This is a genomic window from Streptomyces sp. NBC_00012, from assembly GCF_045040875.1.
Classification (GTDB): Bacteria; Actinomycetota; Actinomycetes; order Streptomycetales; family Streptomycetaceae; genus Streptomyces.
In genome coordinates this window covers 5,483,857-5,504,388 of the sequence record NZ_CP108309.1, presented here as the reverse complement: position 1 = coordinate 5,504,388, position 20,532 = coordinate 5,483,857, and the positions used below count along the sequence as shown (strand labels likewise).

Genomic DNA, 20,532 nt, shown 5'->3' with positions numbered 1-20,532 from the left:
GGGACAGCGTCGCCGAGCGTTGTACGACGTCAGTTGGTCTGGACGACCACCGTCTTCGCCGCCTTGTCCTGCAGGCCCTGCCGGTACGGCTTGTCCGTGAACATGAGCACGATGTTGATCAGCCACCACAGGCACGGGCAGCACAGCAGCGCCGGCAGCCAGAGCACCACGGCCCGCAGGAACGCCGCTCCGGTGTCGGGTACCCGGCCGTCGTTGAGCATCGCGACGCGCAGCTTCAGCAGCCGCTTGCCGATGGTCCGGCCGTCCTTGTGCGTGAAGTACGTGTCGTAGGCGACGTACACGACCAGACCGATCAGCGACCACACCAGCTGGTGCCCGCTGTACGTCTGGCTGAAGACATCGCCGACGCCGTTCCCGCTGCCGTTGTTGTCCGACACCTCGACCGCGCCGCCCCATGGCAGCGAGATCAGATAGAGCGGGATCGAGATGATCAGGAAGTCGATCAGCCGGGCCAGGATGCGCTTGCCGGGCTCCCCGAGCGGCGGCATGCCGGCCAGCGGATCCGCGCCACCGTACGGCCCACCGCCGTAGGGACCTGGATCGTACGGCGGCGGAGGCGGCGGCGGAGCGCTGTCGTACGGCGAGCCCGAAGACGGCGGCGGCTCATTCGGCTTCTTGCGGAACGGGTCGTCCTCGGGCGGCTGACCGGACGTCGGCTGATCGTTGCTCATGGGGGCAGTGCACCCCGGCCCGGAGGTGCCCGCAACGGCTCAGGTGCGTTCGGGGGAACGGCCGGGGCCGACGGCCCCTCACCCGATGGGCCGTCGGCCGACCGGGTGCGGTCAGCCCGCCACGAAGGTGTGTGCCGCCTTGTCGTGCCAGCACTGGCGCCACGGCCGGTCGATCAGGCACCACAGCACGTTGAGCACCCCGATCACGAGGATGCCCAGCACGCCGTAGACCAGCCACCGGCGCAGCGCGGCGCCGAAGGACGGGGCGCCGTGGGACTCGATGTCCCGCACTTCGAGTCCGCAGAGCTTCTTGCCGAGGGTGCGCCCCCACTTGGCCATCGGCAGCGCCTCCAGCAGGACACCCAGCACCAGGAACGCACCGAGCACCGCGCCGAACAGGCCGGCCGTGGTGGAGTCCACCAGCCAGACGGTGACCGTCTCACCGGACAGCTTCGCCGCGTCGATCTTCTCGTCGATGTGGTCCAGCGCCTTCGAGATCAGCGGGAAGCCGATCGCGCCGACGAGCGCCATCAGCACGACGCTGTCGATCAGCCGGGCGGCGAACCGCTTGCCGAGCCCGGCGGGCCTGGCCCCCGCCTGGGCCTGCGCGAGCTGCTGGAAGGGGTCGTCGACCGGGGGCTTCCAGGGCACCACGGGCTGATCCGGCTGAGCACCCTGCGCACCGAACTGCGGGCGGGGCTGCTGAGGCTGGAGCGGTGACTGCTGGGGCTGGGGCTGTTGGAGCTGTTGGGGCTGGAATTGCTGAAGCTGGGGCTGGGGCTGGGCTTGGGGGTGGTGCTGCTGGGCCGGGAGTTGGGGCAGCACCGGCTGGCCGGGCTGAGCGGGCTGGGCCGCCTGAGCGGGCTGATTGGCCTGCTGCGCCCAGGGGGCGGGGTTCTGCGCCGGAACGGGGCTCTGCGCCTGGGCGGAAGGCTGTGCGGCCGTGCCGGGGGCGATCGCGCGGATCGCCATCGTCCCCTCCGGTGCCGCCGGATCGGTCGTACGGCGGGCCGGCGGGCCGCCGCCCTGGCCCACGGCCCGGATCGTGACCGTCCCGTCGGTGGGCGGGCGCCCCGCGTCGCCCTCGCCGGAATCCGTACCTCCGCCAGGGCGGCCCTGACGGCCGATCCGGATCGCGACGGTGTTCTCCGGCGCGGGAGAGCTGGAGGGAGCCGGAGACGCAGAGGCGGCGGGCTGTCGCGGGTCCGGCGCCGGGGAGCGGTCGGCAGGGGTGCGGACCGCCGGGAGGCGATCGTCCGGCACCCGGTCGGCCGGGGCGCGGTTCGCGGGCGTACGCGGATCGCCCTGCCCGCCGGGGTGCCCGCCCTGCTCGCCGGGGTGCCCGCCCTGCCCGCCGGGGTGCCCGCCCTCCTCGCCGGGGTGCCCGGTGCCGCCCCAGGAGACCCGCCGGTCGCGTTCCCCGCCGAAGCCGGTCTGCCGGGAGGCGTCGGCCTGCCAGGCGGTGGCCGGTTCGGGGCGGTTGCCCGCGTTCGGCTCGTCGTCCAGGAAGACCGGGCCGGTCTCTTCCACCGGCGCGGGGGCCGACGGCTGCGCGGCCGACGGCCGGGACTGCGGCTGTGGCTGTGGCTCGGGAGCCGGGGCGGAGGGCTCTGCTCCGGAGGGGGCCGCAGGCGTCGACTCACCCTGCTCAGGGGCGGGGCGGCTCGTGCCTGGCACCCATGAAGCGCCGTTCCAGTACCGGACATATCCGGGAATGGACGGGTCGGGGTAGTACCCCTCGCGGGGGCTTTCTTCACCGGGTGCCGGGGTTGGGGCGCTCATCACCGTGGTCCCGTATCTCTTCGAGGCCTGAATACAACGGGTCCACATCTACCAGACGCCCGCGTACCCCTGGGCCACTCCAGGGGTTTGGGCCACTTTCCCGTTGCCCGGAAATATTTTTCGGAAGTCGCGTAATAGATGGCGGGGAGGGCGCTCTCTCCCTGTGCGGACCGGTCATCAGGCCGGCCCACAGGCACCGGAAGGACGCACTCATGCACACCACCGTGGAACGCGAGCTGGAACTCAAGCTGGTCCTGTCGCCCGAGCACAGCATCCCCCTCCCCGCCCGTCTGACGTACCGCACGGAGGACCCGTACGCCGTGCACATGGCCTTTCACATCGGCTCCGACTTTCCGGTGCACTGGACCTTCGCCCGCGATCTGCTCGTCGAGGGCGTGTTCCGGCCGTGCGGTCACGGGGACGTCCGGATCTGGCCGACCAAGGTCGACCGGCGCAACGTCATCTTCGTCGCGCTGAGCTCGCCCGACGGCAACGCGCTCCTGGAGGTGCCGTCCGCCGCGGTGGCCGCCTGGGTGGAGAGGACGCTGCGGCTGGTCCCGCCCGGCACGGAGACCGAGCGGCTCGGGATCGACGAGGGCCTCGCCGAGCTGCTCGCGCCGCTGCCCGCCGACGACCTGTGGATGCGCGACCCGTGGCCGTCGGACGAGTCGCAGGACGGCGAGGCATGAGCCGACGAGGCGTGAGCCGGCACGGTTCCGCCCGGCCGTCGCGCCCGCCGTCGGAACACCGCCCGCCGTCAGAACACCTTGCCGGGGTTGAGGAGCCCGAGCGGGTCGAAAGCCTGCTTGATGCCCCGGTGCAGTTCGACGCTCACCTCGCCGAGTTCGCGCGCGAGCCACTCCTTCTTCAGCAGGCCCACGCCGTGCTCGCCGGTGATCGTGCCGCCGAGCTCCAGGCCGAGCGCCATGATCTCGTCGAACGATTCGCGGGCCCGCCGGGACTCGTCGGCGTCGGTGTGGTCGAAGCAGACGACGGGGTGGGTGTTGCCGTCGCCCGCGTGCACGCAGACGCCGATGGTCAGGCCGTACTTCTCGGCGACGGCCGCGGTGCCCTCCAGCATGGCGCCGAGCTTCGAGCGGGGTACGCAGACGTCGTCGATCATCGTGGCCGACTTGACGGTCTCCAGCGCGGTGAGCGACATCCGCCGGGCCTGGAGCAGCATTTCGGACTCGGCGGCGTCCTCGGCGGGGACCACGTCGGTGGCGCCCGCGGCGGTGCACAGTTCGGCGACAGCGGCCAGATCGGCCGACGGGTCCGGGGTGTCGAAGGCGGCGAGCAGAAGCGCCTCAGTGGTGTCGGGGAGGCCCATGTTGCCCATCCGGTTGACGGCCCGGACCGTAGTACGGTCCATCAGTTCGAGGAGTGACGGAGTGTGACCACGCTCCATGATCCGGCAGATCGCGTCGCAGGCGCTCGCCGCGCTCGGGAACTCCGCGGCCAGGACCAGCTGCTGCGGCGGCTTGGGCTTCAGCGCGAGCACGGCCCCGACGACGATGCCGAGGCTGCCCTCCGAGCCGACGAAGAGCCGGGTGAGGTCGTATCCGGCGACGCCCTTCGCGGTGCGGCGGCCGGTGGTGAGCAGCCGCCCGTCGGCGAGGACGACCTCCAGGCCGAGTACGTATTCGGCGGTGACCCCGTACTTCACGCAGCACAGACCGCCGGAGGCGGTGCCGATGTTGCCGCCGATGGTGCACATCTCCCAGCTGGAGGGGTCCGGCGGGTAGTAGAGACCGTGCTCCTCGACCGCCCGGGACAGCACCGCGTTGACGACGCCCGGTTCGACGACGGCGATCCGGTCGACCGGGCTGATCTCCAGGATCCGGTCCATCTTCACCAGGGACAGCACGATGCAGCCGTCGGAGGCGTTGGCCGCGCCCGACAGGCCGGTGCGGGCCCCCTGTGGGACGACCGGGACGCGCAGGGCCGTGGCGGTGCGCATGACGTGCTGGACCTGCTCGACCGTGCGCGGGAGCACGACGACGGCGGGCGTGCCCGCCTCGCAGAAGCTCGCCATGTCGTGGGCGTACGAGGCGGTGATGTCGGGATCCGTGATCAGGGCCTCGGCGGGCAGACCCGCACGCAGTTGTTCGAGAAGACCGTTCATGATCCCAGCGTGGCACCCGGGCCCATTGGTGTGAACCCGTCTGCCGCGGCCTTCACAAGGCGCGGTGTGCTCGTATTACTGACGCAGAGTGATCGGCATGGATGTCATGCCGCAGCAGCCTCCGCAGTCCCCCGGTCCGAGCCGCCGCGCTCCCCTTGACGCCTCCGACTTCTCCGGTGCCTCCGCGCTGTCCGCGCTCCTCGACCCGGCTTCGGAGGACGGGCTTCCGCCCCTCTCGCTGCGTACGACGCTGCGCCGGGCGGCCGTTGGCGTGGTGGCGGGTGCGGTGCTGGTGACGGGTGCCGTGGTGGCCGTTCCGGAGGACGGGAAGAAGGCGTCGCGGCCGCCCGTACCCGGCCCGGTCTCGCGTGCGCTGGCGGCGACGGCGGCCGGTTCCCCGGCCTCGCTCTCCGATCTGACGGCGCTGATCGGGGACCGGCAGCAGTGGGTGGGCACACATCCGTCCGACGCGCGCTCCTGGGCGGTGCTGGGGACGGCCTACGTGGAGTGGGGGCGGCGTTCCGCGGACTCGGCGTACTACGGCCGGGCCGAGCAGGCGCTGAAGCGCTCGCTGAACGTCCAGCCGGGTGAGAACGGCAACACGGCGGCCTGGGTGGGGCTCGCGGAGCTCGCCGATGCCCGGCACGACTTCGTCGCGGCGAAGAAGTGGGGCGAGACGGTACGGGCGCGGCAGCCGAAGCAGTGGGCCGTGTATCCGGCGCTGATCGACGCGTACAGCGGTCTCGGGGACCACAGGTCCGTGAAGACGGCGGTGGAGCGGTTCACGGCGCTGCGCGCGGGGGTTCCGGCGCTCATGCGGACGGCACGGATGTACCTGGACAGCGGCCGGCCCGAGGACGCGCTGGCCGACGCGCAGGACGCGGCGGGCCGGGCGGGCACTCCCGCGCAGAAGGCGGAGTGTCTGGCCCTGCTGGGCGAACTGGCCTGGGAGCGGGGCGAGCCGGAGGAGGCGGTCGCGCAGTACGGCGCGGCGCTGCGGACCGACCGCGCCCACCATCCGTCGCTCGCGGGCCGGGCCAGGGCTCTGGTGGCGCTCGGCCGCACGGACGAGGCCCGGCGCGACTACCGGGCGGCTCTGAAGCAGCTCCCCCGGCCCGAGTACATGCTGGAGCTGGGCGAGTTGTACGAGTCGCTGGGGCTGGACGCGGAGGCCGGCGACCAGTACGCACGGTTCCGCGAGGCGCTCGCCCGGGACGAGGACCAGGGCGTGGACGGCGCGCTGCTGCGCGGCCGTTTCGAGGCCGATCACGGGGATCCGGCGGTGGCGGTCGGGCTGCTGGACGCCGAGTGGGCGCGCTCGCACCGCAGCGCGGCGGTGGCGGACGCGCTGGGCTGGGCCCTGCACCGCTCCGGCGACCCGTCCGCCGCTCTGGAGTACGCGGCCCGCGCGGTCGACACGGGCGGGCGGAGCGCCTCGTACGCTTATCACCTGGGCGTGATCCAGAAGGAGCTGGGGCGGTACGGCCCGGCGCGCCGCAATCTGGCGGCGGCCCTGCGCACCAACCCCCGGTTCTCCCCACTGGCCGGACCCGCCGCCCAGGAGACCCTGGACGACCTGGCCGCTCCCCCGCCGGACAGCCCGAGGGGCATGCGGCCGCCGCCCCCGGAGCCCGAGCCACAGGCACCCGAGCCACAGGCACCCGTATCCGTGGCGTCCGCTGCTCCGACGACGCGGGCCGTCGCGCCGGAGACGGAGGCGAGGGCGGAGGCGGCGCCGAAGCCCGCGCCGGAGACGGAGGCGAGTGCGGAGGCGGAGGCGGAGACAAGGGCGAAGGCGGCGTCGAAGCCCGCGCCGGAGACTCCCTGGCGGCAGAGGTCCGCCCCTCGGCAGCCCGAATCGAAGCTCCCCGCCCCGCAGAAACCGCAGCAGCCCCAGCAGTCCCAGCCGCAGCAGCCCGAAACGCCGGAACCGGCCCCGGGCACCCGATGACGGGGCCCGGAGCCGGCCGCGTGCCGACCCGGGAGGTCAGAGGTTGCCGCGCTTCTCCTGCTCGCGCTCGATCGCCTCGAACAGAGCCTTGAAGTTGCCCTTGCCGAAGCCCATCGAGCCATGGCGTTCGATCATCTCGAAGAAGACGGTCGGGCGGTCCTGGACCGGCTTGGTGAAGATCTGCAGCAGGTAGCCGTCCTCGTCGCGGTCGACGAGGATCTTCAGCTCGCGCAGGGTCTCCACCGGCACGCGGGTCTCGCCCGCCCACTCGCCGAGGGTGTCGTAGTAGGAGTCGGGCGTGTCCAGGAACTGGACGCCCGCCGCCCGCATCGCCCGTACCGAGGCGACGATGTCGTTCGTGGCGAGCGCGATGTGCTGGACGCCGGCGCCGCCGTAGAATTCCAGGTACTCGTCGATCTGGGACTTCTTCTTGGCGACGGCCGGTTCGTTGATCGGGAACTTGACCTTGAGGGTGCCGTCGGCGACGACCTTCGACATGAGCGCGGAGTACTCGGTGGCGATGTCATCGCCCACGAACTCCTTCATGTTGGTGAAGCCCATGACCTTGTTGTAGAAGCCGACCCACTCGTTCATCCGGCCGAGTTCCACGTTGCCGACGCAGTGGTCGACGGCCTGGAAGGTGCGCTTGGCGGGCGGCTCGACGATCGGATCGGCGGCGACGTAGCCGGGCAGGTACGGGCCCTCGTAGCCGGTGCGCTCGACGAGGGTGTGGCGGGTCTTGCCGTACGTGGCGATCGCGGCGAGGACGACGGTGCCGTTCTCGTCCTTGACCTCGTGCGGCTCGTCGAGGCCGAGGGCGCCGTGCTCGACCGCGTACGCGTAGGCGGCGCGGGCGTCCGGGACCTCGATGGCCAGGTCGACGACGCCGTCGCCGTGCTCGGCCACATGACCGGCCAGGAAGCGGCCGTGGTCGGTGGCGGCCTTGATGACGGAGGTGAAGACGAAACGGGCCGATCCGTTGGTCAGTACGTAACTCGCCGTCTCGCGGCTGCCGTTCTCCGGTCCGGAGTAGGCGACCAGCTTCATGCCGAACGCCGTCGAGTAATAGTGCGCGGCCTGCTTGGCGTTGCCGACGGCGAAGACGACCGCGTCCATTCCCTTGACCGGGAAGGGGTCGGCCTGCCGGGCTGTCTCGGGGGTGGTGTGCAGAGTCTCAGTCATGTCCGAAGGCTCTCGCCGCTTCGCAAGGTGCGCAATAGTTTGCACATTCACTGGGCAATCTGTACAGCGGATAGGGATGAAGGACGGGCTATCTGTACATGATGACCATCACCTCGAACCTACGGAGCGGACCATGGCGATCGATCATCTGGACGGGCGGCTGATCGTGCTGCTGGCCCGCGAGCCCCGCATCGGCGTACTGGAGGCATCGCGCAGGCTCGGCGTGGCGCGCGGGACGGTGCAGGCACGGCTCGACCGGCTTCAGTCGAATGGCGTCATCCGCGGATTCGGTCCGGCGGTCGATCCGGCGGCGCTCGGCTACCCCGTCACCGCGTTCGCCACCCTGGAGATCAAGCAGGGCCAAGGAGCCGACGTACGGGCCCACTTGACCGGCGTACCGGAAGTGCTGGAGCTGCACACCACCACCGGGCACGGCGACATGCTCTGCCGCCTGGTCGCGCGTTCCAACGCCGATCTTCAACGGGTGATCGACCGGGTTGTCGGTTTTGATGGCATTGTCCGGGCCTCCACGGCCATCGTCATGGAGAACCCGGTTCCGCTGCGGATCATCCCGCTCGTCGAGCAGGCCGCGGAGGACACCGACTGAGCCGAGGAGTGACGTGTGAGCTTCTGGGAGTACCTGGGCAACCAGCACCAACAGCTGCTCACCGACGCGTACCAGCACGTCAGCGCCGTGTTCCAGTGCATGGTCATCGCCACCGCGCTGGGCATCCTGATCGGGGTCGTCACCTACCGCAGCGGCTGGGCGGGGGCACTGGCCATCACATCGACGGCGACGATCCTCACCATCCCCTCCCTCGCCGCGATCGGTCTGCTCATCCCGCTCGTCGGCCTCGGGGTCGCGCCCACCGTGATCACCCTGACGCTGTACGGGCTGCTGCCCGTCGTCCGTAACTCCATCGTGGGACTGCGCGGCGTCGACCCGGCGCTGGTCGACGCCGCGAAGGGCATCGGGATGTCGCGGCTGGCCCGGCTGTGCCGGGTGGAACTGCCGCTCGCCTGGCCGCCGATCCTCACCGGCATCCGGGTCTCCACACAGATGCTGATGGGCATCGCCGCCATCGCCGCGTACGCCTCGGGACCCGGACTGGGCAACGAGATCTTCCGCGGCATCGCCTCGCTGGGCAGCGCCAACGCGCTCAATCAGGTGCTCGCGGGCACGCTCGGCATCGTCATCCTCGCCCTGCTCTTCGACGCCGCGTACGTACTGCTCGGGCGGCTCACCATCCCGAGGGGGATCCGTGTCTGAGACCGCCACCGGGAGTGCCGCCGCCGACAGCGCCGGGCCGGAGAGAACCGCGTCCGGGGCCACCATCCAGCTGGAGGACCTGACCAAGCACTATCCGGGCAATCCCAGCCCGGCGGTGGACAGCGTCTCGATGGACATCAAGGCCGGCGAAACGGTGATCTTCGTCGGCCCGTCCGGCTGCGGGAAGTCCACCACCCTGAAGATGATCAACCGGCTGATCGAGCCGTCGTCAGGGCGGATCAGGATCAACGACGAGGACGTCACCGACATCGACCCGGTGAAACTGCGCCGCAAGATCGGCTACGCGATCCAGTCGTCCGGGCTCTTCCCGCACATGACGGTCGCCGAGAACATCGCCCTCGTACCGAAGATGGTCGGCTGGTCGAAGTCGAGGGTGAAGGACCGGGTCGAGGAGATGCTCGACCTGGTGGGGCTGGATCCGCGGGAGTTCCACGGGCGCTATCCCCGCGCGCTCTCCGGCGGTCAGCAGCAACGGGTTGGCGTGGCACGGGCGTTGGCGGCCGATCCGCCGGTGCTGCTGATGGACGAGCCGTTCGGCGCGGTCGACCCGATCACCCGCGACCACCTCCAGGACGAGCTGATCCGGCTCCAGCACGAACTGCACAAGACGATCGTCTTCGTCACCCACGACTTCGACGAGGCGATCAAGCTGGGTGACCGGATCGCGGTGCTGCGGGAGCGTTCGCACATCGCGCAGTTCGACACCCCGGAGGCGATCCTCACCAATCCGACGGACGACTTCGTCTCGGGCTTCGTCGGGGCCGGTGCGGCACTGAAGCGGCTCAACCTCACCCGCGTACGGGATGTGGAGATGGCCGAGATCCCGACGGTGACGGTCGACGACCCGCTCCAGTCGATCTTCAACAAGCTGCGCAGCGGCCCGCACAACGAGCTGTTGATGCTGGACCGCAGGAACCGCCCGTACAAGTGGCTGCGGCGCGGCGACCTGATGCGGGCCCGGGGTTCGCTGGCGCGGGCCGGGCAGCTGGTCCACGACACGGTGACGCGCGACGCGACGCTGCACGACGCGCTGGAGGCGGTGCTGACCGACAGCGGCGGGCGGGTCGCGGTGACGGGGCGGCGCGGTGAGTTCATCGGGGTCGTCGACATGCAGACCCTGATGAACTCCGTCCATGAACTGCTGGAGGCCGACCGGCTCGCCGCCATCGAGCACCAGCACGATCTGGAGGAGCTGCGCAGCCACCAGACCGAGGCGGAGCTGGAGGGCGGTGCGGGCGCATGAGTCCCAACTCACCGTTGAACCCCGAGTCCTCCCGCCGTGCGCGCTCCGGGCCCCCGGTGCCCTCCTCCGACAAGGACCGCCCGCCCGGCGAGCACGACGTCAAGGGCCACGCCTTCCGGGACGAGGAGGAGGAGCCCGCCCCGCCACCGGCCGGTCCGCCGCGCCGGTTCACCTGGCGCAAGCTGGTGGTGATGCCGGTGGCGCTGGTGATCGTGCTGGCCGTCACGTACCTGTGGATCACCAATGTCCATCTCGACTCGATCGCGCGGAACGCGCTCACCGGCGGCAATGTGCAGCTGCGCTGGTGGCAGCATGTGCGGCTGACCGCGATCTCGACGTTCTGGGTGCTGATCATCGCCATTCCGCTGGGGATCGCGCTGACCCGGCGGCGGCTGCGCAAGGGCGCCCCGGTGGTCACGGCGGTCGCCAACATCGGGCAGGCGACACCGGCGATCGGCCTGCTGGCGCTGCTGGTGATCTGGCTGGGCATCGGTCCGTCGACGGCGATCATCGGCATGGTGATCTACGCGGTGCTGCCGGTCTTCTCCAACACGGTGGCCGGTCTCAAGGCGATCGAGCCGAATCTGGTCGAGGCCTCGCGCGGCATCGGCATGTCGGCGACGGGGACGCTCACCAAGGTCGAACTGCCGCTCGCCGTCCCGCTGATCCTGGCCGGTGTCCGCACGGCGCTGGTGCTCAACGTCGGCACGGCGACCCTGGCCACCTTCGTCGGCGGCGGCGGCCTGGGGGACCTCATCACCTCGGGCATCCAGACCCAGCGGATGCCGGTGCTGGTGCTCGGTTCGGTGCTGACGGTGGTGCTGGCGCTGCTGGTGGACTGGCTGGCCTCACTGGTCGAGGTGGCGCTGACACCACGCGGGCTGGAGGTGGGGTGATGGGTCCGCGGAAGGTGCGTGCCAGCCTGGTGGGGGTGGTGGCGGTGGCGCTGCTGCTCTCCGGGTGCGGGCTGAAGAGCGGCTCGCCGATGGTGGACGACGTGGAGCCGGGCTCGGTCGGCCGGGGGCAGCCGCTGGCCGGTGCCTCGCTGACCGTCACGTCGAAGAACTTCAGCGAGAACATCATCCTGGGCCAGATGATCGGCCTGGTCTTCAAGGCGGCCGGCGCGGAGGTCCTGGACCGGACGAACCTGCCCGGCTCGATCAGTGCGCGCGAGGCGATCGTCAAGGGCGACGCGGACGCGATGTACGAGTACACGGGAACCGGCTGGATCACGTACCTCGGCCATGCGAAGCCGATCCCCGACCCGGTGAAGCAGTGGGAGGCGGTCCGCGACGCGGACCGCACGAAGGGGGTGACCTGGCTGACGCCGTCCACGCTCAACAACACCTACGCGCTCGCCATCAGCCGGAAGAACAACGCGAAGTACCACCTCAGGACGCTCTCCGACGTCGCGGCGCTGGCGGAGAAGGACCCGTCGGCGGTGACGATCTGTGTGGAGAACGAGTTCGCCTCGCGCGACGACGGGCTGCCGGGCATGGAGAAGGCGTACGGGATGTCGGTGCCGGCCGCCAACATCAAGAAGATGGACGCCGGGATCATCTACACCCAGGTCTCCAAGTCCGACTCCTGCCTGTTGGGCGAGGTGTTCACCACGGACGGCCGGATCAAGGCGATGGACCTCCAAGTGCTCGTGGACGACAAGCACTTCTTCCCCAACTACAACGCGGCCCCGGTCGTCCATACCAAGACCTTCGAGAAGTATCCGCAGATCGCCGGGCTGCTCGACCCGGTCAGCAAGAAGCTGACCACCGAGGTGGCCCAGGTGCTCAACGCCAAGGTGGACGTGGACGGGCAGGACCCGCACCAGGTGGCGAAGGACTGGCTGGTCCAAGAGGGGTTCATCAAGGAGGGCTGAGCCGGGGAACCTCCTCGCAAGGGTTTTGTTGCAAAGAACCCGCTGCAAAGAATCTGTTGCAAACAGAGCTTTGCAACTCTACGGTTTACCCATGCCCACACCGCAGGACGGCGCCGAGACCCCCGCCGAAGCCGAGAACGTCCACGAAGCCCAGAACATCCACAAGGTCGATGCCCGCACCCTGCGCGGGCTGGCCCACCCCCTGCGGCTGCGCCTGCTGGCCGCACTGCGGGAGTACGGCCCCGCCACCGCCTCCGGTCTCGCCGACCGGCTCGGCGAGTCCAGCGGCGCCACCAGCTACCACCTCAGGCAACTGGCGGCGTACGGCTTCGTCGAGGACGACCCGGAGCGCGGCAAGGGCCGCGAGCGCTGGTGGCGGTCCGCCCACCGGGGCACCGTGTTCGACAGCGGCAGATTCCTGGCCCACCCGGACCCCGAGGTGCGCGGCGCGGTCGACGTCGTGCTCCACGAGATCGCCACCTCGCACTCCCAGGAACTGAACACCTGGATCGGCACCATGCGCGAATGGCCCGAGGAATGGCGCGAGGGCTGGGACATCAGTGACTTCCAGGTGCGCCTCACCCCGGATCTCGCCGAGGAGCTGATCGGGAAGGTCCACGAACTCATCGAGAGCTACCGGGGCCGGGTCCCGGAGGGCACCGAGGGATCGGCCAACGTCCGCAGCCATGTGCACCTCTTCCCGCGCCCCGCGGAGTAGCCAGCCCCCTCCCGACCGGAAGGACACCGTCATGCACTCCGACACACATCTGCTGCTGCACGGCCTGCGCTCCGCCGAACTGCGGTGGCGGGCCGCGGAGTTCGCCGCCGCACCGGCCTCGTCGAGCACCGGTCTGCGCAGCCGGCTGGGCTGGGCCCTGGTCGGCCTGGGGCTGCGCATCCTGCCCCGCAGTCCCGGCTCCGCCGCCTCCTTCGCAGCCGGTCCGGCATGACCGGCCGGGGGAGCCGCGACCGCATCCCGCTCGTCGCCGTACTGTCCGCCAACTCCATATCCAGAGCCGGTAGTTCACTCACGATGATCGGCGTTCCGTGGTTCGTGCTGGAGACCACGGGAAGCGCCGGCCGGGCCGGTGTCGTGGCCTTCTGCGCGACCCTGCCGATCGTCGTCTCCGCGTTGATCGGCGGACCCGTCATCGACCGGATCGGACGGCGCCGGGTCTCGGTCGCCTCCGACCTGGTGTGCGGCCTCTCCGTCGCCGCCATCCCGCTGCTGCACTACGCGGACGCCCTGGACTTCTGGATGCTGTGCGCGCTGATGGCGGTCGGCGGGCTCATGCACACCCCGGGCGACACCGCGCGCTACGTCCTGGTGCCGGATCTCGCCGAGCTCGCCGGCACCACCCTCGCCCGCGCCGCCAGCCTCTTCGACGCCGTCTCGCGCGGCGCCCGGATGGTCGGGGCGGCGCTGGCCGGCGTGCTGATCGCCCTCGTCGGCGCGGAGACCGTACTACTGCTGGACGCGGTGACCTTCCTGACGTCCGCGCTGCTGATCGCGGCAGGCGTACGGGGGGTGCGCGCGGCCGAGCCCCGCAAGCCCGCGGCACCGGTCTCACTGCGGGCGTACCGCACCGAACTGCGCGAGGGATACGCCTACTTGCTGGGTAATCGGCTGCTGCTGGCGGTCGTGGTGATGGTCCTGTTCATGAACGGCACCGACCAGGGCTGGAACGCCGTCCTGCTCCCGGTGCACGCCTCCTCCGAACTGGGCGGGGCCGCGGACATCGGGCTGCTCACCGCGCTGTTCGGCGCGGGCGGACTGACCGGTGCGCTGCTGTACGGGGCGGTCGGGCACCGCTTCTCGCGGCTGGCCGTGTTCACGGTGTGCGTGCTGCTGTGCGGCGCGCCCAGGTACGTGGTCGCGGCGCTGACCGGGACGACGCTGCCGCTCGCCGTGACCATGGCGCTGAGCGGTCTGGCGGGCGGGGTGCTGAACCCGATCCTGACGACGGTGATCTACGGAACGGTCCCCGACGAGCTGCGCAGCCGGGTCTCCGGAGTCCTCACGGCGGGCGGCGAACTGGCCATGCCGGTGGGCGGTCTCGCGGCCGGCCTGCTGGTCGAGAGCGCGGGCGTGCAGGGGGCACTGCTGGCGATGGGCGGGGTCTACCTGCTGGCGACGCTGAGCCCGCTGGTGTTCCCGGTGTGGCGCACGATAAACGACGCGGGGGTGAGCGGTACGGGGGCGGACAGCGCGGGAACGGGCGGCACGGGGACCGGCGACACGGGGGCCGACGGCGTCCCCGTGCTGACACCGCCCGGTGGGATCAGCAGCTCGGGACCTTGTGCCCCTGCTCCAGTGCCCGGAGCGAGGACACCGCGCTCTTCAGGGTCGTGACCGGAATCAGCCGCAACCCCTTGGGCAGCTCGGCACCCGCCTCCCGGCACTCAGCCTTCGGCACGAGGAAGACGGTCGCCCCGTCGCGGCGCGCGGCCTGAGTCTTCAGCGATACCCCGCCGACCGCCCCGACCTCGCCGTTCGCCTCGATCGTGCCGGTGCCCGCGATGTTGCGGCCGCCGGTGAGATCGCCGCCGGATCCGTCCCCGTCGAGCTTGTCGACGATGCCGAGGGCGAAGAACAGGCCCGCGCTGGGGCCGCCGACGTCGGCGAGATGCAGGGTCACGTCGACCGAGCCGGGCTTCTTCCCGAGGTAGTTCAGGGCGGCGTCGACCGCGGAGTCCTGCGACTTCCGCATGTCGTCGAGGTTGTGCTTCTCGATCTCCTTCTCGGAGCCACCGGTCGGGTAGACGGAGTCGCGGGGCAGCACCGCCCGGTCCGTACGGAACCAGCTGTCGACCACATCACCGATGCCGACCTCGGCGGTGGGCCCGGTCGCGACGATCGTCGTCATCCGCAGCTCGCCCTCGGTGGTCCGGGTCGGCGCTCCCTTGATGCTGATCACCGGCTTGCCGTGATCGTTCCCGAGCACGTTCGCGGTCGAGCCGGGCTGCGCCAGGGTGAACGGCAGCGGCGCGAAGGCGGCCACACCGAACAGGGCGAGGACCGGCAGGGCGCACAGGGCGAGGGCACGGGGACGCGAGAGACGAGGGAGCACCCGCCCAATCTAACCGCCGGGCCCCGGTCGCACGGGCCGGGAGCCCCGTACGCGGCCGGGGAGCGTTCCTACGGCGTCCGCCGGCTCCCCATCGACATGGCCAGGGCGACCACCCAGCCGATGAACGTCCAGCCGAGGAAGAGATTGATCACGAACACCGAGCCGGTGTTCACCCCGCGCCCTGCGGCGATGAAGAAGGGCAGGAAGTACACCGCGATACCCACGATGACGAGAACCACAAAAACGGAACCATCCACCAGATACCCCCCGGAAACGGCCACGCACTTCGGTCAAGGTGTGAGCCCCGAAAACATACGGTCCGGCCGGGCGCCCGCGAAGACATGAACCGGCCAGAAATCCGCCCCGAGTACCGGCCACGATCGGCCCCGCAGGGCCCGTCCGGCCCATCGGCCCTCGGGCCCCGAGGTTCTACGGGCCTGGAGCTTCTCCGGGCCCGCCGGTTCTCCGGGCCAGCCATCAGCCCTCCGGGCCCGCCAAATTTCCGGCCCGTCGCTCTGCCGCCCCCGCCGCCCCTATCGGAGCGCGTCCGCCACTTCCCGGGCCGCGTCCACCACGCGGGGGCCGACGCGCTCGGGTACGGAGTCCGCGAGCATCACCACGCCCACGCTGCCCTCGACCCCGGTCACCCCCACCAGCGCCGCCGCCGCCCCGCTCGCCCCGGCCTCCAGCTCGCCGTGGGTGAGGGTGAAGGCGGTCTCGCCGACCGGTTTCTGACGGGCGGCGAGGATCGCCCGGCCCGCGGCACCCCGGTCCAGCGGGTGGCGGAAGCCGGCCCGGTAGGCCACGTGGTAATCGGTCCAGGTCGGCTCGACGACCGCGACGGCCAGCGCGTCGCTGCCATCGACCAGTGTGAGATGGGCGGTGGCCCCGATGTCCTCGGCGAGCGACCGCAGCGCGGGCAGCGCGGCCTCGCGCACGAGCGGATGCACCTGGCGGCCCAGGCGCAGCACGCCCAGGCCCACTCTGGCCCGTCCGCCCAAGTCACGGCGTACCAGGGCGTGTTGTTCCAGGGTGGCGAGCAGACGGTAGACCACGGTCCGGTTGACCCCGAGTTTGTTGGACAACTCGGTGACGGTCAGACCGTGGTCGGTGTCGGCAAGCAGTTTGAGGACCCTCAGTCCCCTGTCGAGCGTCTGGGAGGTTTCCGCTGTCACGACGCCCTCTCCTCTTTGATGAGCGGCAGCGGCTGATTCCCACGGAATGTGCGCCGCCGGTCCCAGCGGCGACGCACGGAGAGGCCGCCGGCCTGGCCAGGCACCGGCTGCGCCCCGCTGCGGCTCTGCCACGGGGCGTTCATTTTTTGGGACAGTAGCGAGCGAGTCCGCTCAGCGGAAGACCTCGTCCAGAATCCGGGCGTCGTCGGAGCGGGAGTTGGCTTGAAGCAGCATAAGCGCCGGTCAGCGCGGCGTCGGCCGGGTCCTGGAGGTCTACGCGCGTCCAGGTCGGCCGACGCCTTCGCGGCACTTCACGCACCGGAAGTGAACTGCCGTTAACTCACGGTGAATGACTGCTGCACAATTTTTCCGTTCACGAGTACCTCGCAGGCCCGGATCGACTTCGTCGCCGGGTCACGGACGGTGAAGTCGAGGGCGAAAGTGCCGTCGAGTCCGATGACCCGGGTGACGTACGGGTCGGCGGTCTGCTTGCCGTCCGCGGTGCGGCCGGTCACCGAGACCGTGGCGACGGGGGCGAATCCCCGTCCGGTCACCTGGACCGCCGTGCCGACGGGCCCCTCGGGCGGCGAGAGCGCGAAGGACGGTCCGGCGGGCACGGTTCCGCCCTGGACGGTGAACGCCGCCGTCTCGGTGCGCGGGTTGACGAGGACCTCCCGGACCCGGATGGCGACGGTGTCGGCGGCGTTGACCGTGAAGGTCTGCGAGAACGCCCCGTCCAGCCCCACCACCTTGGTCTTCGTCGGGTCGGACGTCTGCGAGCCGTCGGCCCGCAGCCCGACGATGGACACGGTCGCGACCTTCGCGAAGCCCTGCCCGATGACGGTGACGGCGGTGCCCTTCGGACCGGCCGAGGGGGTGAGCACCACGAAGGACGGGGCGACGGTGAGCGGGGTGAGGGCCTGCGCTCCCCCGGCGGTGACCTGGAGCGCGTACACGGCACGCGGGGTGGATCCGGCCACGGTGACCGTGCCGGCGAGCGTGCCGTCGGCGCCGATCCGGAGCGTGGAGCCGCTGATCCGGGCACTGTCGCAGGAGCCGCCGTCGGCGGTGCAGAGCGCGGCGGTGGGCGTGGTGCCGGAGGGCCAGTCACCGCCAGAGAGGGCGATCGTTCCGCCCGGCTTGACCTTCGCCGCGCCCGCGGAGAGCGTCGCGGAGGCGTCGGTCACGGTGAACGGTGTCGTCAGCACAGTGGCCGGATCGTTTCCCTCGTCGACCTGGATCGCGGCGATGGCCGGGTCGGAGACGGTGAACTCGGCGGTGAACGTGCCGTCGGGGGTGCTCTTCACATAGACGGCGGTGTCGTCGAGCGTCGCCCCGCTCGCGTCCAGGCCGACGGTGTTGATCCACCGGTCCTGGAAGTAGTTGCTGCCGGTGACGGAGATGACGCTGCCGACCGGCGCGCCGGAGCGGGAGAGCGCGATGGCCCGCGGCCCGGCGGGCACGAAGGCCTTGACGGTCAGGGGCGCGGTCGCCTCCTTCGTACCGTCGCCGACCTTCACCAGGTACGAGCCGTCGGGCACGGCGCCCGCGGCGGCGAGCACCGCGCTGCCGCTCAGCTCCCCCGAGCCGCTGATGGAGAGGGTGCTGGAGGCGAACTTGCCGGTGTCGCAGCCGCCGCCGTCCGCCGAGCAGAGCGACGGTACGGGGGTGGCGCCGGCGGTCCAGAGGCTGCCGGACAGGGCGACCCCGGTGGAGGGCCGGACGGCGGTGGTGGGCGCGGTCAGGGTGGGCGGATGGCCCGCGGTGCCCTCGGCGGTCACCGTGCCGATGGACCCGCCGCCGCTCGTCACGTCGCACGGGGTCTCGTAGGTGGAGCCGAGCACCTTCGTACGCGTCAGATTGCGTATCGGCGTGAAGTCGATCGGACCGCTCGCGTCGGCCGGGATGAGGAAGTCCCCTTCGTACGGCGGGATTTCAATGGGCTTGCCGGACGGGATGTCGAGGTTGATCTGGGGGCCGGTCACGGTGACCGTGCCGGTGGCGCCGCCGGACATCGCGAAGTCGATGCTGGGGGTGGTGGGCACATCGCTCAGGCTGAGACCGCTGGTGGCGGGGGACGGGCCGAGGGTGACCTTGGCGTGGACCTTGCCGCCCGGGTCGACGATCGCCGGCGAGAGGTCGACGCTCATCTGCTGCGGCCCCGTCGCCTCGCCCTGTCCGGCGGGCAGGGAACAGTGCACGGTCGGGGTGACCGTACCGGCCTCGGCGACGGGCGCGAGTGCGACGGTGCCACCGGTCCAGACGAGCACGGCCCCGGCGGTGAGCGCCACGGCACGGCGTAACGCCGAACCCGGCCCATGACCCCTGCGCGGCCGGTCGGTTCTTCCCGGTCTGACGGACACGGACATGTGTCTCCTCCATGGCTGAGGTGTCGGCTGCGGAATTCCCCGGATTCGGAATGGAGGCGCCCGCCCGCTCCGACGCGATACGGAGCGGACGGGCGCCTCCGGAACTTCCCCTTACGGTTCCCGGAGAATTCAGAGAAGGGTGAGGGTGAGAGTGGCGCTGTAATCTCCTGGCTGGGTGAATCCGGGAACGGTGAGGGTGAGATCGGCGTCGGCGTCGAACCGGCCGCCGGTGAACGGGCGGGAGCCGTCCGGATCCATCCGGCACAGGCTCGCCGCCTCACTCCCGAGCGCGGCGGGCGAACCGGCCACCGGCACCCCCACGCTGCCGCTCTGCGCCGTGCACCTGGGTGTCCACCGGACGGCGTCGGCCGGGATGGTGCCGCCGCCGCTGCTGGTGAAGCCGGAGAGAGTGGCGGTCAGCGACCAGCCGCTGTCGACACCGCGGCCGTCCTCCACCTCGACCCGGTTGAGCCGGGAGCGCTGCACACCGCTGCCGGTGCCCAGTACGGTCGTACCGAAGTCGACGGTGTCACCGTCCTGGACCATGGACAGCGTCCCGGCCCTGACCGAGGTGCTCAGCCGCTGGTCGGCACTGCCGCCGCCCCCTCCCCCGCCGTCGGAGACGGTGAACGGCGCGGTCCGTACGGTCGCCGGATCGTTGCCCTCGTCGGCCTGGACCGCGACGACGGCGTCGGAGGTCACGGTGAACTCGACGGCGAACGTGCCGTCCGAGCCGCTCTTGACGTAGACCGCGCTGTCGTCGAGCCCGGTGCCCGACGCGTCGAGGCCGATGACGTTGATCCAGCGGTCCGGGTTGTAGTTCTTGCCGCTGACCGTGATCACGCTGCCGACCGGCCCGCTGCTCCGCGACAGGGAGATCTCCCGGTCACCGGCCGCGACGGCCTTGACGGTGAGGGCGGCCGTGGCCTCCTTCGTACCGTCGTTGACCTTCACCTCGTACGTACCGTCCGGCACCGCACCGGCCTCGGCGAGGGTGGCCGTGCCGGTCAGCGTCCCGTCACCGCCGATGGCGAGCGTGTTGCTCCTGAACTTCAGCGGATCGCAGCCGCCACCGCCCACCGCACAGAGCGAGGGCACGGGCGCCCCGCCCGGCGTCCACCCCGAACCACCCAGTGTCACCTCGGTGTTGGGGCGTACGGGATCGGCGGGGGCGGTCAGCGTGGCGGGCTCGGAGCCGGTGCCCTCCACCGTGACGCTGCCGACGCTGCCGCCGCCGTCGACGACATCGCAGGGTGTCTCGAAGACCGAACCGAGCACCTTGGTCTGCGTCAGCGTACGGATCGGGGCGAACGAGACGTCCCCGGAGGCGTTCGCCGGGACCAGGAAGTCACCTTCGTAGGGCGGAAGTTCGATGGGCGTCCCGGACGGGATGTCCATCGTGAACTCGGCACCCCGCACCGTGACGGTGCCGGTGGCCCCGCCGGACATGGCGAGGTCGAGGCTGGGGATGGTCGGCACGTCCTCCAGCGGCAGCCCGCTGGTGGCGGGGGACGGCCCCAGCGTGACCTTGGCGTGCACCTTCCCGCCCGGGGCGACGACCGCGGGCGACAGTTCGACGGTCATCTCCTGCGGCCCGGTCGCCTCGCCCTGCCCCGCGGGCAGGGTGCAGTGGACGTTCGGGGTGACCGTACCGGCGGCCCGCGAGCCGGCTGCCGCCGCGTCCTGCGGTACGGGCTGGGCGGTGGCCCCGGCGCAGCTCAGGGACAGTACGAAGCAGGCAGCGAGCAGACCGGTCACGCCGGGTCTTCGTCGTC

19 protein-coding genes are annotated in these 20,532 nt (G+C 71.1%); 10 read left to right on the top strand and 9 right to left on the bottom strand.

What is annotated here, in order from left to right; genetic code table 11:
- Positions 1–29: 29 nt before the first annotated feature.
- Positions 30–692, bottom strand: a complete 663-nt coding sequence (locus OHA19_RS25305; RefSeq protein ID WP_405713100.1) for an RDD family protein — start codon at positions 690–692, stop codon at positions 30–32.
- 111 nt (positions 693–803) lie between these two features.
- Positions 804–2,474, bottom strand: a complete 1,671-nt coding sequence (locus tag OHA19_RS25300; protein WP_405751715.1) for an RDD family protein — start codon at positions 2,472–2,474, stop codon at positions 804–806.
- A 212-nt stretch (positions 2,475–2,686) separates the two neighbouring features.
- Between OHA19_RS25300 and OHA19_RS25295 the strand changes: the two genes are divergently transcribed.
- Positions 2,687–3,163, top strand: a complete 477-nt coding sequence (locus tag OHA19_RS25295) for an SsgA family sporulation/cell division regulator (RefSeq protein ID WP_405751713.1) — start codon at positions 2,687–2,689, stop codon at positions 3,161–3,163.
- 68 nt (positions 3,164–3,231) lie between these two features.
- Here OHA19_RS25295 and OHA19_RS25290 read toward each other — a convergent pair whose 3' ends face one another.
- Positions 3,232–4,599: an FAD-binding oxidoreductase gene (locus OHA19_RS25290; RefSeq protein WP_405713106.1), complete on the bottom strand. Its 1,368-nt coding sequence runs from the start codon at positions 4,597–4,599 to the stop codon at positions 3,232–3,234.
- Positions 4,600–4,696: 97 nt separating this feature from the next.
- Here OHA19_RS25290 and OHA19_RS25285 point away from each other — a divergent pair, with 97 nt between their 5' ends.
- Entirely contained in the window at positions 4,697–6,550 is a 1,854-nt protein-coding gene (locus OHA19_RS25285) for a tetratricopeptide repeat protein (protein WP_405713108.1), read from the top strand.
- A 36-nt stretch (positions 6,551–6,586) separates the two neighbouring features.
- On the opposite strand, the gene hppD is transcribed toward OHA19_RS25285, so the two are convergent.
- Positions 6,587–7,732, bottom strand: coding sequence for a 4-hydroxyphenylpyruvate dioxygenase (gene hppD, locus OHA19_RS25280; protein WP_405713110.1), 1,146 nt, complete (start codon positions 7,730–7,732; stop codon positions 6,587–6,589).
- Positions 7,733–7,865: 133 nt separating this feature from the next.
- On the opposite strand from hppD, the gene OHA19_RS25275 reads away from it, so the two are divergent.
- The 8 genes from OHA19_RS25275 to OHA19_RS25240 all read left to right on the top strand — a co-directional run bounded on the left by OHA19_RS25275 (position 7,866) and on the right by OHA19_RS25240 (position 14,495).
- Positions 7,866–8,339, top strand: a complete 474-nt coding sequence (locus tag OHA19_RS25275; RefSeq protein WP_405751710.1) for an Lrp/AsnC family transcriptional regulator — start codon at positions 7,866–7,868, stop codon at positions 8,337–8,339.
- Positions 8,340–8,354: 15 nt separating this feature from the next.
- On the top strand, positions 8,355–9,002 hold the full coding sequence (locus OHA19_RS25270) for an ABC transporter permease (protein WP_405713112.1): 648 nt from the start codon (positions 8,355–8,357) through the stop codon (positions 9,000–9,002).
- A complete protein-coding gene (locus OHA19_RS25265; RefSeq protein WP_405713114.1) occupies positions 8,995–10,266 on the top strand; it encodes an ABC transporter ATP-binding protein in 1,272 nt (423 codons plus the stop codon). Before OHA19_RS25270 ends, OHA19_RS25265 begins: the two co-directional genes overlap by 8 nt.
- Positions 10,263–11,162 (top strand): ABC transporter permease, encoded by a 900-nt coding sequence (locus OHA19_RS25260; protein ID WP_405713116.1) that lies wholly within the window; start codon positions 10,263–10,265, stop codon positions 11,160–11,162. The genes OHA19_RS25265 and OHA19_RS25260 overlap by 4 nt, the downstream gene beginning before the upstream one ends.
- On the top strand, positions 11,162–12,142 hold the full coding sequence (locus OHA19_RS25255) for a glycine betaine ABC transporter substrate-binding protein (RefSeq protein WP_405751707.1): 981 nt from the start codon (positions 11,162–11,164) through the stop codon (positions 12,140–12,142). The genes OHA19_RS25260 and OHA19_RS25255 overlap by 1 nt, the downstream gene beginning before the upstream one ends.
- A 91-nt stretch (positions 12,143–12,233) precedes the next feature.
- A complete protein-coding gene (locus OHA19_RS25250) occupies positions 12,234–12,860 on the top strand; it encodes a helix-turn-helix domain-containing protein (RefSeq protein ID WP_405713120.1) in 627 nt (208 codons plus the stop codon).
- 31 nt (positions 12,861–12,891) lie between these two features.
- Positions 12,892–13,092, top strand: coding sequence for a hypothetical protein (locus tag OHA19_RS25245; protein ID WP_405713122.1), 201 nt, complete (start codon positions 12,892–12,894; stop codon positions 13,090–13,092).
- Complete coding sequence (locus OHA19_RS25240) at positions 13,089–14,495, top strand: MFS transporter (RefSeq protein WP_405751704.1); 1,407 nt, start codon at positions 13,089–13,091, stop codon at positions 14,493–14,495. Before OHA19_RS25245 ends, OHA19_RS25240 begins: the two co-directional genes overlap by 4 nt.
- Here the strand turns inward: OHA19_RS25240 and OHA19_RS25235 are convergent.
- The 5 genes from OHA19_RS25235 to OHA19_RS25215 all read right to left on the bottom strand — a co-directional run bounded on the left by OHA19_RS25235 (position 14,425) and on the right by OHA19_RS25215 (position 20,515).
- Positions 14,425–15,213 (bottom strand): S16 family serine protease, encoded by a 789-nt coding sequence (locus tag OHA19_RS25235; protein WP_405713125.1) that lies wholly within the window; start codon positions 15,211–15,213, stop codon positions 14,425–14,427. The genes OHA19_RS25240 and OHA19_RS25235 overlap by 71 nt on opposite strands.
- A gap of 68 nt (positions 15,214–15,281) precedes the next feature.
- The gene (locus tag OHA19_RS25230; protein WP_405713127.1) at positions 15,282–15,452 is read right to left on the bottom strand and encodes a superinfection immunity protein; all 171 of its coding nucleotides are present in this window, start codon (positions 15,450–15,452) and stop codon (positions 15,282–15,284) included.
- A gap of 294 nt (positions 15,453–15,746) precedes the next feature.
- Entirely contained in the window at positions 15,747–16,388 is a 642-nt protein-coding gene (locus OHA19_RS25225) for an IclR family transcriptional regulator (RefSeq protein ID WP_124723277.1), read from the bottom strand.
- A 335-nt stretch (positions 16,389–16,723) separates the two neighbouring features.
- Positions 16,724–18,679 carry a hypothetical protein gene (locus tag OHA19_RS25220; protein ID WP_405751702.1) on the bottom strand — a complete coding sequence of 652 codons (1,956 nt, stop codon included), beginning with the start codon at positions 18,677–18,679 and terminating at the stop codon, positions 16,724–16,726.
- Between the two features lie 207 nt (positions 18,680–18,886).
- Positions 18,887–20,515, bottom strand: a complete 1,629-nt coding sequence (locus tag OHA19_RS25215; protein WP_405713130.1) for a hypothetical protein — start codon at positions 20,513–20,515, stop codon at positions 18,887–18,889.
- Positions 20,516–20,532 lie beyond the last annotated feature (17 nt).